We start from the raw sequence: 12,783 nt of genomic DNA, 5'->3' as shown, positions 1-12,783 counted from the left end.
TATGGAAGGAGTGTGTCGTGGTTCGCAACGTGCACGAACGAGAGTTACCGGTCCCAGCTGGGCCGTTCGTCGATCGGATCCAGGAGCTGTGGCCGGTCGCGGGCTGGCCGGCCATGAAGTTCGACCGGCCGTTGGGTGTCGGCGCGGACGGCGGGCACGGCCCGATCCGCTACCGGTGCTCGGCCTTCGAGCCGGGTTCGTCGATCACCTTCGAGTTCACCACCGTGTCGGGCACGCACACGTTGTCCGCACACGGGAACGTGCTGCGCCACGAGCTGGTGGCGTCGTTCGACCTCGCGGGCCGCCTGCGCTGGGCGTTCATCGTCCACTGGCTGCACGACGCGCTCATCGAGGACTTCCTCGACAACTGCTCACGGGCAGCAGGCGACCCGCCCGCCACCCCAGCGCGGTGGTCTCCGTGGGTCCGGCTGATGCGGCGGGTGTTCGGCGCGATCAACCGGCAGCCGGCCCGCGCCTGATCACTCCTTGCGCAGCAGCAACTGCGCCTGCTGGAACCGCTCGCCCTCGTACGGCGCGCGCACCAGCCGCGTGATCTCGGTCAGGCCGGCCTGACCGAGCAGTTCCGAGAGGGCGTCGGGCAGCCAGCGATAGGCCGTGGTGACCTTGTGGTCGAACGTCCGCGGCCAGACGTCGTCGCCGCCGTAGAACCCGAGCAGCAGCTGACCGCCCGGCTTCAGCACCCGCACGAACTCCCTGAACACACCCGGCAGCTCCGTCGGTGGCAGGTGGATGACGGAGTAGAACGAGAGAACGCCGCCGAGGCTGCCGTCCTCGATGTCGAGGGCGGTCATCGTGCCCTCGTCGAACCTCAGGTCCGGGTGCGCCTGCCGGGCGATCGCGATCATCTCGGACGACAGGTCGACACCGAACGCGTCCAGCCCGAGCGCGTTCAGGTGCGCGGTGAGGTGACCGGGCCCGCAACCGAGGTCCGCCACCAGCTCGTTCGCCCCGATGTTGTCGGCGAACACCTGCAGCAGCGCGCGTTCCAGCGGCAGCTTCTCGAGGATGCCGCTGAACATCTCGGCGTACAGGGCGGCGACGGCGTCGTACGCGACTTTGGTGTCGTGCAAGGCGTTCTGCTGCTCGGTCACTCCGCAGACCGTACCGAGGGCGAGGCGGCCCCGCCGGGCCGCCTCACCCTCCCCGATCACGCGCAGGTCGCCCGAACCGGTGTGTAGACGCCCTCGCTGTACGAGCCCCCGTACACAGACCCGTCATCCGCGATCTTCTCGTAGACCGCGGTGACCGGCGGCTGCTCGACGTCACCGTTGGCGCGCCAAACCCTTCCGCTGTCCGTCGTGAGTCCCAGGACATCGCCCGACGAGGTGACGTCCTTGATCTCGGCCGACCCGGTCAGCGTGCGCACGACAGCGCCCTGCAGATCCCACTCCACGCCCACCACGTCCACGCCCCTGGACAGGCCGACGACACGGCCGTTCCGGATGGCGCGAACCTCCGTTTCGGTGTGACCGGGTAACGGGCGTAAGAGCGTGCGGACGCCGTTCGCGTCCCACACGTAGGACTGCGTGGCCTCCTCGACCAGGCCGTAGCGCCACGCGGCCACTCTGCCCTGGTCGTCGATGCCCGCAGGAGTCCAGCTCGCGTTGTCGTCGGTGCCGGAAAGCATCTGCGGCACCGAAGAACCAGCGGGCCAGATCGCCATCCGGCTGTCCGAGCGGCCCACCGCCTCACCTGCCGAGTTGATGAATGCCGCCCACGCGGAGTCGGCCCCCGGCAACGGGTTCAGCTCCACACCACCCCGGAAGGCGCGGCCCTCCGAGGCGTTCACCAGCACGGTGCCTGACGAGTTCACGTCGTTCGGGAACTGGCCGGGCTCCAGCGGCAGCGACTCAACGGAACCGTTGTGCCACAACAGAGCCACGTCCCGCCACTCCGGCGCGGAGCCGTAGCCGAGGACGTGGCTGCCGTCGTCCGCCGCGCCGGTGATCGCCGAGAAACGCGTGTCCGCGGGTAACGGCAGGTCCGCGGAGGTCCACGAGCACGCGGCCGCCGAAGCCGAGCCGGGCGCGAACACCACCGAAGCCGTGAAAGCCGCGACCAGCAAGGCTCTCATCGTCGAGCACCCTCGCAGTCGAGCACGACCGCACGGCTGCTCCACGAGTCGTAGGCGTACGAGCCGTACAGGGTGCCGTCGTCAGCAATGACACTGAGCCACGAGCTCGTACCCGCCGACACCGGATACTGCTCGGGGTCATACCAGACCGCGGGCATCCCGACCGTCGTCTGGTTGTTGAAGACGCCCACCATCTGGCCGTGGGAGTTCACGGACTGAACCTCCATCGCGCCGGTGTACACGGGGCTCACCTGCCCCTGCCTGTCCCAGCGCACGATCCCCTGGCCGGACCAGCCCACGGCGTAGGAGTTCCGCATTGCCTTCACCTGCACGTCGGTGCCTCCGCTGAGCTGCACGGGCTCGGCTCCCCCGAGCCAGTACACGCCCGTTGTGGTGGCGGCCAGGATCGTGCCGTCGTCAGCCAGGCCGATCGCCGACCAGGACTCGTCGGTGCCCGGCACGAGCTGGGCCTCGTCGGACCCGGCAGGCCACAGCACCGGCTTGCCGCCCGACTCCCCGAGCACGTCACCGCGCTCGTTGATGTCGACGGCCTTCACGTCGTACTCGCCCTGCCAGCCCTTCAGGCCCGTGTACACGCCCGCCTGCCAGCGCGACGCCCCCGAGAAACCGGCGGCCGCGTTCACCAGCACCACACCGGACGAGTTCACGTCGCTGGCGTGCGGACCGTGCTTGCCGAACGACAGCTCGTCGACCAGCTGCCTGTCCTTCCAGATCAGGATCGACGAGCCGGTGCCCCAGCGAAAGACACCGTTGCCGACGACGTAGGACCCGGCGGCATCGGACACGTTGCTCGTCCGCAGCCCTTCGACCCCCGGCAGGTCCGACTCGGTCCACCGCGCGCAGGTGACCGGATCGGCCGACGCGGTGGCGGGTGCCACCACGGAAGCCGAAAGGACCAGTGCGCCCACCAGGACGCGCCATCCCCCAGAGATAGCCATTGCAATCCCCCTTGCTAGTTGGCCTGGTTCGACCGTAGCGAGGGGGTCCGACAGTTTTTTCGCCTCTGACATGGCATGGGGCCGCCGTCCGAAGACAGCGGCCCCGTACAACTGCGATCACACTCGTGCGACAGCGACCTTGACCTTCAGGCCGTCGCCCACCGTGCCCTCGGCGACACCAGCGCCGAAGACGACCGACGACGTCAGCGTCTCCGCCTGGACGAACTCCAGGTGCGGCTCCACGGCCGAGCGCACCTCGTCCGGCAGCTCCAGCGTCAGCGTGATCCGGTCGGACACGTCGAGCTGGGCGTCCTTGCGGGCCTGCTGCACCACGCGCACCAGGTCACGCGCGACACCCTCGGCCTCCAGCTCCGGCGTCACGGCCGTGTCGAGCACGACGACACCCGCACCACCGGGCAGTGCCGCGGTGGCAGCCGGATCCGTCGCCACCAGACGCTGTTCGTACTCGCCCTCGAACAGCTCGACACCGGCGGCCACGACCCGACCGTCCACTTCGGACCAGTCGCCGGCCTTCACGGCCTTGATGACCTTCTGCACGTTCGGCCCGAGGCGCGGACCGGCGGCGCGCGCGTTCACGACGAGCTGGAACTGGCCGTACGCGTCGACGTCCGTGGACAGCGACACGTCCTTGACGTTGACCTCGTCGCGCACGATCTCCGCGAAGTCCGCCAGCGAACCGGCCACCGGGGACGCCACCGTCAAGCGCGCCAACGGGAGCCGCACGCGCAGCTTGTTCGCCTTGCGCAACGACAACGCCGTCGAGCACACGTCGCGGACCTCGTCCATCGCCGCCACGAGAGCGTCGTCGGCCGGCACGTCCGACACCGACGGGAAGTCCGTCAGGTGCACCGAACGCCCACCCGTGAGCCCGCGCCACACGACCTCGGTCGTGTACGGCAGCAACGGCGCCGTCACCCGCGTGACGACCTCCAGCACGGTGTGCAGGGTGTCGATCGCGTCCTGCTCGCCGTCCCAGAACCGCTGCCGCGACCGGCGCACGTACCAGTTCGTCAGCACCTCCAGGTACTCGCGCACCAGCTGGCACGCACCGGAGATGTCGTAGACGTCCATCGCCGCCTGGACGTCGCGCACCAGGTCGTGCGTCTTCGCCAGCGCGTACCGGTCGAGCACGTTCTTCGAGTCGACGCGCCACGTGCCCTCCTTCCCGGCGGCGTTGGAGTACAACGCCAGGAAGTACCAGGAGTTCCACAACGGCAGCACCGCCTGGCGCACCGCGTCCCTGATGCCGCGCTCGGTCACCACCAGGTCGCCACCGCGCAGGATCGGCGACGCCATGAGGAACCAGCGCATGGCGTCCGAGCCGTCGCGGTCGAAGACCTCGTTGACGTCCGGGTAGTTCTTCAGCGACTTGGACATCTTCTGGCCGTCGTCACCGAGCACGATGCCGTGCGCCACGCAGTCGCGGAACGCGGGCCGGTCGAACAACGCCGTCGCGAGCACGTGCAGCGTGTAGAACCAGCCGCGCGTCTGCCCGTTGTACTCGACGATGAAGTCACCGGGGTAGTGGTTCTCGAACCACTCCGCGTTCTCGAACGGGTAGTGCACCTGCGCGAACGACATCGAGCCCGACTCGAACCAGCAGTCGAGCACGTCCGGGATGCGGCGCATGACCGACTGGCCGCTCGGGTCGTCCGGGTTCGGCCGCGTCAGCTCGTCGATGAACGGCCGGTGCAGGTTGTCCGGGCGCACGCCGAAGTCGCGCTCGAGCTCGTCCAGCGACCCGTACACGTCCGTGCGCGGGAACTCTGGGTTGTCCGAGGTCCACACGGGCAGCGGCGAGCCCCAGTACCGGTTGCGCGAGATGTTCCAGTCGCGCGCGTTCTCGAGCCACTTGCCGAACTGGCCGTCCTTGATGTGGCCGGGCACCCAGTTGATCTGCCCGTTGAGCTCGACCATCCGGTCCTTGAACTGCGTGACCGCGACGAACCACGCCGACAGCGCGCGCTGGATCAGCGGGTTCGCACACCGCCAGCAGTGCGGGTACGGGTGGTCGTAGGTCTCGTGGCGCAGCAGCAGACCCGCTTCCTTGAGGTCGCGGATGATCAGCTTGTTCGCCTCGAAGACGTGCACGCCCGCGTACGGCGCCACCTCGGCGGTGAACTTGCCGTCCGGCCCGACCGGCACGACGACCTCGATGCCCGCCGCGTCCGTCACGACCTTGTCGTCCTCACCGAACGCCGGTGCGATGTGGACGATGCCCGTGCCGTCGTCGGTGGTCACGTAGTCCGCGGCCAGCACCTGGTGCGCGTTCTCGCGGCCCACGAAGAAGTCGAACGGCGGCAGGTACTTCCTGCCGACCAGGTCCGAGCCCTTGTAGCGCGCGACGACCTCGGGCTCCTCGCCCAGCTCACGCGCGTACGCCGCGACGCGGGCCTCGGCGAGCAGGTAGCGCTCACCGTCCTGGCCGACGACCGTCACGTAGTCGACGTCGTTGTGCACGGCGGCCGCCAGGTTGCTCGGCAGCGTCCACGGCGTGGTCGTCCAGACCAGGGCCTTCTCACCGGACTCGAGGCGCAGCGCCACCGTGACGGCAGGGTCCTGCCGGTCGCGGTACGCGTCGTCCATCTTGGTCTCGGTGTTGGACAGCGGCGTCTGACAACGCCAGCAGTACCAGAGCACCCGGAAGCCCTCGTAGATCAAGCCCTTGTCCCACAAGGCCTTGAACGCCCACATGACGCTTTCCATGTAGTCGAGGTCGAGAGTCTTGTAGTCGTTGTCGAAGTCGACCCACCTGGCCTGGCGCGTCACGTACTCGCGCCACTGGTCCGTGTACTGCAGGACCGACGTGCGGCAGGCCTCGTTGAACTTCTCGATGCCGAGCTCGTCGATCTCGTGCTTCTGCGTGATGCCGAGCTGCTTCTCGGCCTCGTACTCGGCCGGCATGCCGTGCGTGTCCCAGCCGAACCGGCGCTCGACGTGCTTGCCGCGCATCGTCTGGTAGCGCGGCACGACGTCCTTGACGTAGCCGGTCAGCAGGTGCCCGTAGTGCGGCAGGCCGTTGGCGAACGGCGGGCCGTCGTAGAAGACGAACTCGTTCTGGCCGTTCTCGCCCACCGGGTTGCGGTCGATGCTCGCCTGGAAGGTCTCGTCGTCCTTCCAGTACCCGAGCACGTCCTGCTCGAGGTTCGGAAAGGACGGCTGCGCCGGGACCTCGTTCTGTCCGGCCCTGGGGTAGGCCATCTCCACTGCTCCTCGCGGTCTGATGCGACACGCGAGGACGACACGCCGGACGTTGCCCGGCAGGCCGCGGTACCACCCCGCTTGCTCACCGCGGGGGTGAGCCTCTCGTTCTTCGGCTGTGACGGGCCGGTCCCGTCCGGTTCTACTGAGGTTCAAACCGGACGTTGAACCTGTTCTTCCGGAGGCTCCCCGGTGATGGCCGGATCGGTGCCTGTAGCTACAGGGTACGGGGGCGCGCAAACCGTATGCTCGCCGGATGACGTTGACCATCGCGTTGTCGATCGTGCTGGCCCTGCTCTTCGTCGCCACCGGTGCCGGCAAGGTGCTGGGAGCGAAGAAGTCGATCGAGGCTCGCGACCACTTCCGGATGAGCGGGACGCTGTGGCGGACCATCGGCGCGCTGGAGTGGGCGGGCGCGGTGGGCCTGGTCGTCGGGCTGGTCACGTGGGACTGGGTGGCGCACGCCGCCACCGTCGGGCTCGGGCTGCTGATGGTCGGCGCCACGATCACCCGGTTGAGGTACGACTCGAAGCCGACCGGCATGGTCGTGGACCTGGTGCTGCTGGCGTTGCTGATCACGCTGCTGTTCCTGGACCGGTGAGCTACTCCTTCCACGTCCTCGGCACTGCGGAGGTCCGGCGCGACGGCGCGCTGGTCGAGGTGGGGCACGCGCGGCAGCTGAGTGTGCTGGCCGTGCTGCTGGTGGACGTCAACCAGGTGGTCAGCGTCGACAAGCTGCTCTCGCGGGTGTGGGGCGAGGCGCCGCCGCGGCAGGCCAAGTCCGCGCTCTACAGCTACATGTCCCGGTTGCGGACGGCGCTCGACGGGCTGCCGATCCTCCGGCGTTCCGGGGGTTACGTGCTGGAGGCCGATCCCGCGTCCATCGACCTGCACCGGTTCCGCTCTCTCGTGGCGGCGAACAAGCACGGTGAGGCCGTGGCGCTCGTACGCGGCGTGCCGTTCGAAGGGCTGCAGGGCGCGTGGTTCGACGGTCTGCGCGAGACGCTCGCCGGCGAGATCACGGCCGCCGAACTGGATCACACCGACGAAAGGCTCACCGCGGGCGAACACCGGTCCCTCGTCACCGAACTGACCGCACGCACCACCGAACGCCCGCTCGACGAACGGCTCGCCGGACAGCTGATGCGCGCGTTGATCGGTGCCGACCGACGGCCCGATGCCCTCGCCCACTACTCGCGGCTCAAGCACCGGCTCGCCGACGAACTTGGCCTCGACCCCGGACCCGCCCTGCGCGACCTGCACGCGTCGCTGACCCAGCGTCCACAGTGGAGTCCGCACCAGCTTCCGTTGGCGCCACAAGGTTTCACGGGCCGCGAAGCCGAGCTCGCGGCACTCGAGGACGGGCCGATCGTCACGATCACCGGGCCCGCGGGCACCGGCAAGACGTGGCTCGCACTGCACTGGGCACACGCGCACGCCGCCGACTACCCGGACGGTCAGCTGTTCGTCGACCTGAGCGGCAGCGACCCGGCCGACGTCGTCCGCGCGTTCATCACCGCGTTGGGCACCTCACCGGACGGCATCCCGCCGGAGCCACACGCCCAGACGGCGCTCTACCGCACGTTGCTGGCCGACAAGCGCATGCTCATCGTCCTCGACAACGCCGCCGACACGGCCCAGGTCGTCCCGCTGCTGCCCGGAACACCGCGGTGCCGCGTGGTCGTGACGAGCCGCGAACGCCTCCCGGGCCTGGTCACGGCCCACGGCGCCCGCCCCGTCGTGCTCTGAGTAGATCCACTCATGGCGTGCCCGTCGCCGCCTCCCCCAGACTTGCCGTCGAGGTGATCGGGGGATCACCGCCGACAGAAGTGGGGGCTTCATGATTCGCTCAGTGCTGGCCGCGGCCGCGTTAGTGGTCGCCACCGCGACACCGGCCTCGGCAGACGCCACCGGCTACTTCATCTGGGACTCCGACAAGGACGCGTGGCCCACCCAGGGCCGCTCGGGCAGCTGGACGCCGCCGGAGCTCTTCTCGGTGCGCGAGGACCCCGAGGAGAACAACCTCATCCGGATCAAGGGCGAGTCCCCGGACGGCCGGGACTACCTCATGATCGAGCTGTACCGCAACGACGGGCAGCGCATCGGTGAGGGGCACTACGCGGACCAGAAGGTGCTGGTCGTGAACCAGGGATTCGGCTGGTACGACAAGGGCGGCGACTTCTCCGTCGAGCACATCGCCTACAACGCGGAGGGCCTGATCTCGGAGTTCGACGGCGCCGTCGAGCACCACTACCAGGATCAGCCGAACACGACGTTCCGCGCGAAGGTCAGCTACCGCCGCTGACACCGGGCACGGTGGTCGTGTTCCGCCTGCGGAGCACGGCCGCCGGCGTTCGAGGAAGGTCGGCCGGCACGCTCTTGTTCAGCTCGGACGAACTGGGCGCGCCCAGCCGAGCCCTCAGGCCGGGTCGTCGGAGACTGCCTGGCGTGGTGCGCGGTGACGGGACACCAATGTCGCGTCGGGCCGGCACACGGCACACGGCGTGAACTGCAGCTGCCGTGCCTCCTGCACCGGGAGGCCCAGCGTGGGCCTCCCGGCGAGCCAGGAACACGAGCTCAGGTGATACCGGGGCCGCTCGTCCAGCACCCGCACCTCGTCCACCAGATCGGCCACCGCGAGCAGGTCTGCCGCGTCGGTGTCCTCTTCCGGTGGTTCCTCGTCAGCGGGCGGCGTGTCGGCTTCTGCCGGCACCACTACCCGTTGATCATCAGCTACAGCGAGTTGATCTACACTCTGCGCGACGGCTGCGGGGTCCCCCGGACGTCGTCGCCACCAGTCCCAGATCAGAACCAGGGCGGCGAGCACGCTCGCGCCCACGGACGACCACGCCCAGATCGTGTTGGACGTGGTCAGCGCAGGAACGAGCAGCCCGAGGGCAGCCAGCACCAGAAGTAGAACTACGAAGAGCACCTAATGGACAGTAGTTCAGCCCGCTTCGGCGCGTGCGCCGAAGGAGTAGCCCTGGGAACGACCCTCGGACGGAGCGGCCGGGCCGCGGTCCTGGAGGTCGCGCAGGGACGACTCGAGCATCGTCTTCAGTCGCGTGCGGTACTCGCGCTCGAACGTCTGCAGCTTGTCGATCTGCTTCTCGAGCGTGTTCTTCTCCTGGGTGATGTTGCCCATCACCTCGGCGTGCTTGCGCTGCGCGTCGCGGTCGAGCGCGGTGGCCTTCTCACGGGCCTGCCGCTCGAGCGTCTCAGCGCGCGTGCGCGCGTCGTTCAGCATGGTCTCGGCACGCGTGCGCGCCTCGTTGACCATCGTGTCGGCCTTGGCGCGAGCCTCGGACAACAGCTGCTCGGACTTCGTGCGGGCCTCGGACAGCATGCCGTCGGCTTCGGCCTTGGCCTCGCCGGTCAGCCTGTCCGCCATCTCCTGGGCGAGACCCAGGACCTTCGCGGCCTGAACGTGGTGGTCGCCGCCCCCACCAGGGGACGTCTGCTCCATCACCGTGGGCGGCGGGACCGGCGCCAGGCGGCGCGGCTCCTCGACCGGCATACGGCTCGTCATGGGGCCAGCGGAGGAAGCCTTCGCGCGCGCATCGTCGAGGTCGGCACGTGCGGTCTCGAGCTGCTGGTCGAGCTGCTCGACCTGCTGACGGAGGTCGTTGTTCTCCTCGATCAAGCGGGCCAGTTCGCCCTCAACCAGGTCGAGGAACGCGTCCACCTCGTCCTCGTTGTAGCCCCGCTTGCCAATCGGCGGCTTGCTGAACGCGACGTTGTGCACGTCAGCGGGGGTCAACGGCATCGGATCACCTCTCGCACTCCTGGGCTGCGGTCATCCCCGGTTCCCCGTCACCTGGGATCTGCGAATCGCATCAGAATGATAACGACCAGCCACAGCACAATAATCGATAGGTCCAGCCCGACGCCCCCGATCCGCACAGTCGGGATGATCCGACGGACAGCGCGGACCGGTGGGTCGGTCACGGTGTATACGGTTTCCAGCGTCACGGCTACGCCGCCCGCGGGGCGCCACTCCCTCGCGAACGTCCTCACCATCTCGACCACGACACGCGCGGTCAGGAACAGGGAGAACGCGAACAGGACGTAGAAGATGACGAGACGGATCGGGTCCACGGGTCAACTCTAACCGTGGTTCCCGAACCCACCCTCCGCCAGCTTCCGCCGGTCCTCCGCCGTCACGTCAACGTTGGGCGGTGAGAGAAGGAACACCCTGCTGGTGATCTTGTCCATGGACCCGCGCAGAGCGAACGCGAGACCGGCCGAGAAGTCGACGAGACGCTTGGCGTCCGCGTCGTCCATGTCGGTCAGGTTCAAGATCACCGGAGTGCCGTCGCGGTAGTGCTCCCCGATCGTGCGCGCCTCGCTGTAGTTACGGGGGTGAAGCGTGGTGATGCGCGCCAACGGGTTGCCTGCCGGCTCGGCCACCGGACGCAGCCTGCTCACGGGCTCGCGCTGCGGCTCGACCGCGAGTGCGCCGTGCACGGGTGCATCGGCGTTCCAGCGCCGCGTGCTCGAGGGGCTGCCGCCCCCGCGCCGCGTCTCCGGCTCGTAGTCGTCCGACTCGTCGATCTCGGTCCGGTACCCGGAGCCCTGGAGCTCCGACCGGCCCGGCGTGAACACGCGGTTGCGCCGCGGATAGGGGTCGTAGTCGTCGGCCTCGGCCGCGTACTCGGACCGGTAGTCGCCGTAGCGGCCTCGGTCGTCGTCGTAGCCGGGGTCGTCTGCGTACTCGGCGGGGACCATCCCGAAGTAGGCCTTCAGCTTGTGCAAAGCGCTCATTCCAGCCCCTCCTCGGCGGTGCCCCACTTATAGGGACGGTGCGGACGGTCCCGAGGTTCCCGACAACCTAAGGCAACGTTAGCCGCCGACTGCCGAGCAACGCCGTTCCGACACGCACACAGGTCGATCCGTGCGAGATGGCATCTTCCAGGTCTCCGCTCATCCCCGCTGACACCCGGGTGGCAGTGGGATGATCATCACGTAGGCCTGACACGACTGACGCCAACGCCTCGAACGCCTGCGATGGCTTCATCGTCAGGGGAGCGACAGTCATCGCACCACGAAGAATAAGATCACCCGAACGAGTGATCGCGCCAGCCAGTTCCGGAACATCAGGAACCGCACAGCCGCCTCTCGACGTGTCGCCGTCGATGCTGACCTGCAACAACACGTCCAGCTTCACGCCTTTCGCGTGCGCCGCTCGCGCCAACGCCTCGGCCAATCGCACGCTGTCCACGGAGTCGACCTGATCGGCCCACTCGACAACGGACTTGGCCTTGTTCCGCTGCAATCTGCCGACCATGTGCCATCTCGCACCTTGAAGATGTCTCAATTGGTCGACCTTGGCCCCGGCCTCCTGGTCGCGATTTTCCGCGAAATTCCGCAACCCGAGCTCGTACAGCAGTTCCACATCGCTCGCGGGCCAGGTTTTCGTCACCGCGAGCAACATCACTTCGGCCCTCTGCCGCCCGGCGTTCTCGCACGCTTTCGCGATGCGCTCCTCAACCTCGGCGAGGTTCTGCGCGAGCTCTTCCCGCCTGCTCACGGCTCGATCCAAATGACCGAGGCCAACCGCCCCGTCGGCGCCTGCCTCCGATGACTGAAAAGATCCTTCTCCTCGAACGTGCAGCGCGGGTCCACACCGATCTTCCCGACCCCGGCACTCGCCAACTGGTTCCACAACCCGGCCCGGAGATCCAGCGCAGGCGTCCCTTTCCGCGACTTGGACGCACTCCCAGGCAGATGCTTCTCCACGTCCTTCTGCATGTCGGCGGGCACCTCATAGCACTCACCACACACAGCGGGCCCCAGCAGAACCTCGATCCGCTCGAGCTCGGCCCCCTGAGCCATCATCGCCTTGAGCGTCTCGACCACAACCCCGACACGCGCGCCGACACGCCCAGCGTGCACAGCACCGACAACCCCGGCTTCCTCATCCCCGAGCAACACGGGCACACAATCCGCCGTCAACACCACAAGCCCAAGACCAGCCTGTTTCGTCACAACCCCGTCGGTGGCCTCCAACGGCTCCCCCTGCGGCCCGTCCACCACCCCGACAGTCCGCCCGTGCACCTGCTCCATCCAGACCAACCGATCGGGCGTCAGCCCAATCCCCTCGGCAAGCCGAGCCCGGTTGGCCTCAACGGCCTTCTCCTCGTCCCCAACGTGGTCGCCGAGGTTGAACGAGTCGTACGGAGCCTTGGACACGCCACCAGCACGAGTGGTGACAACACGACGAATACGCACCCTCACACCCTAGTTCGCCGCACCCCCGCCGATGCCGCAGGCGAGGCGCCCCAAAGGCGAAGCCGAGGCAGGGCGAAGGCGAAGCCGAGCTGCAGTGGCGAAGGCGAAGCCGAGCTGCCTGAAACCGTGCGCTCCGGTGGCCCCCGTCACGAGTCGTGGCTGAACGTCTGCCGCGCCAGGGAGGGGAGGTCAAGTCGACACGCTTTTCGTCGACTTGACCTCCCCTCCCTGGTGTGGCTCGCTCCGACGCGACTCGTGACGGGACCCACCCCACCA

General features: G+C 68.3%; 14 protein-coding genes. 4 read left to right on the top strand and 10 right to left on the bottom strand.

Features of this window, described 5'->3' with window-relative positions:
* The first annotated feature begins 17 nt into the window (after nt 1-17).
* Entirely contained in the window at nt 18-479 is a 462-nt protein-coding gene (locus tag AB0M24_RS35275; protein ID WP_363777807.1) for an SRPBCC family protein, read from the top strand.
* Here AB0M24_RS35275 and AB0M24_RS35270 read toward each other — a convergent pair whose 3' ends face one another.
* The 4 genes from AB0M24_RS35270 to ileS form a co-directional block, all read right to left on the bottom strand.
* Nucleotides 480-1,040, bottom strand: coding sequence for a methyltransferase domain-containing protein (locus AB0M24_RS35270; RefSeq protein ID WP_363777915.1), 561 nt, complete (start codon nt 1,038-1,040; stop codon nt 480-482).
* 128 nt (nt 1,041-1,168) lie between these two features.
* On the bottom strand, nt 1,169-2,095 hold the full coding sequence (locus AB0M24_RS35265) for a hypothetical protein (protein WP_363777806.1): 927 nt from the start codon (nt 2,093-2,095) through the stop codon (nt 1,169-1,171).
* Entirely contained in the window at nt 2,092-3,054 is a 963-nt protein-coding gene (locus AB0M24_RS35260; protein WP_363777805.1) for a hypothetical protein, read from the bottom strand. Before AB0M24_RS35260 ends, AB0M24_RS35265 begins: the two co-directional genes overlap by 4 nt.
* A gap of 117 nt (nt 3,055-3,171) precedes the next feature.
* Nucleotides 3,172-6,276, bottom strand: a complete 3,105-nt coding sequence (gene ileS / locus AB0M24_RS35255; protein WP_363777804.1) for an isoleucine--tRNA ligase — start codon at nt 6,274-6,276, stop codon at nt 3,172-3,174.
* Between the two features lie 256 nt (nt 6,277-6,532).
* Between ileS and AB0M24_RS35250 the strand changes: the two genes are divergently transcribed.
* From AB0M24_RS35250 to AB0M24_RS35240, 3 genes are all read left to right on the top strand, one after another.
* Nucleotides 6,533-6,877 carry a DoxX family protein gene (locus AB0M24_RS35250; RefSeq protein ID WP_363777803.1) on the top strand — a complete coding sequence of 115 codons (345 nt, stop codon included), beginning with the start codon at nt 6,533-6,535 and terminating at the stop codon, nt 6,875-6,877.
* Nucleotides 6,874-8,025: a BTAD domain-containing putative transcriptional regulator gene (locus AB0M24_RS35245; protein WP_363777802.1), complete on the top strand. Its 1,152-nt coding sequence runs from the start codon at nt 6,874-6,876 to the stop codon at nt 8,023-8,025. The genes AB0M24_RS35250 and AB0M24_RS35245 overlap by 4 nt, the downstream gene beginning before the upstream one ends.
* 91 nt (nt 8,026-8,116) lie before the next feature.
* On the top strand, nt 8,117-8,581 hold the full coding sequence (locus AB0M24_RS35240) for a hypothetical protein (RefSeq protein ID WP_363777801.1): 465 nt from the start codon (nt 8,117-8,119) through the stop codon (nt 8,579-8,581).
* Nucleotides 8,582-8,695: 114 nt separating this feature from the next.
* On the opposite strand, the gene AB0M24_RS35235 is transcribed toward AB0M24_RS35240, so the two are convergent.
* The 6 genes from AB0M24_RS35235 to pgeF all read right to left on the bottom strand — a co-directional run bounded on the left by AB0M24_RS35235 (nt 8,696) and on the right by pgeF (nt 12,507).
* Nucleotides 8,696-9,208 carry a hypothetical protein gene (locus AB0M24_RS35235; RefSeq protein ID WP_363777800.1) on the bottom strand — a complete coding sequence of 171 codons (513 nt, stop codon included), beginning with the start codon at nt 9,206-9,208 and terminating at the stop codon, nt 8,696-8,698.
* Nucleotides 9,209-9,223: 15 nt separating this feature from the next.
* Nucleotides 9,224-10,042, bottom strand: a complete 819-nt coding sequence (locus tag AB0M24_RS35230) for a DivIVA domain-containing protein (protein WP_112273169.1) — start codon at nt 10,040-10,042, stop codon at nt 9,224-9,226.
* Between the two features lie 47 nt (nt 10,043-10,089).
* Nucleotides 10,090-10,374, bottom strand: coding sequence for a YggT family protein (locus AB0M24_RS35225; RefSeq protein ID WP_189254380.1), 285 nt, complete (start codon nt 10,372-10,374; stop codon nt 10,090-10,092).
* Between the two features lie 9 nt (nt 10,375-10,383).
* Nucleotides 10,384-11,040 carry a cell division protein SepF gene (locus AB0M24_RS35220; protein ID WP_363777799.1) on the bottom strand — a complete coding sequence of 219 codons (657 nt, stop codon included), beginning with the start codon at nt 11,038-11,040 and terminating at the stop codon, nt 10,384-10,386.
* A 67-nt stretch (nt 11,041-11,107) separates the two neighbouring features.
* Nucleotides 11,108-11,806, bottom strand: a complete 699-nt coding sequence (locus AB0M24_RS35215; protein WP_363777798.1) for a YggS family pyridoxal phosphate-dependent enzyme — start codon at nt 11,804-11,806, stop codon at nt 11,108-11,110.
* Nucleotides 11,803-12,507, bottom strand: coding sequence for a peptidoglycan editing factor PgeF (gene pgeF, locus AB0M24_RS35210; RefSeq protein ID WP_363777797.1), 705 nt, complete (start codon nt 12,505-12,507; stop codon nt 11,803-11,805). Before pgeF ends, AB0M24_RS35215 begins: the two co-directional genes overlap by 4 nt.
* Nucleotides 12,508-12,783 lie beyond the last annotated feature (276 nt).

It is taken from the genome of Lentzea sp. NPDC051838 (assembly GCF_040681245.1).
GTDB lineage: Bacteria > Actinomycetota > Actinomycetes > Mycobacteriales > Pseudonocardiaceae > Lentzea.
The sequence above is the reverse complement of the archived record's forward strand: the minus strand, read 5'-3'. Positions and strand labels throughout refer to the sequence as shown.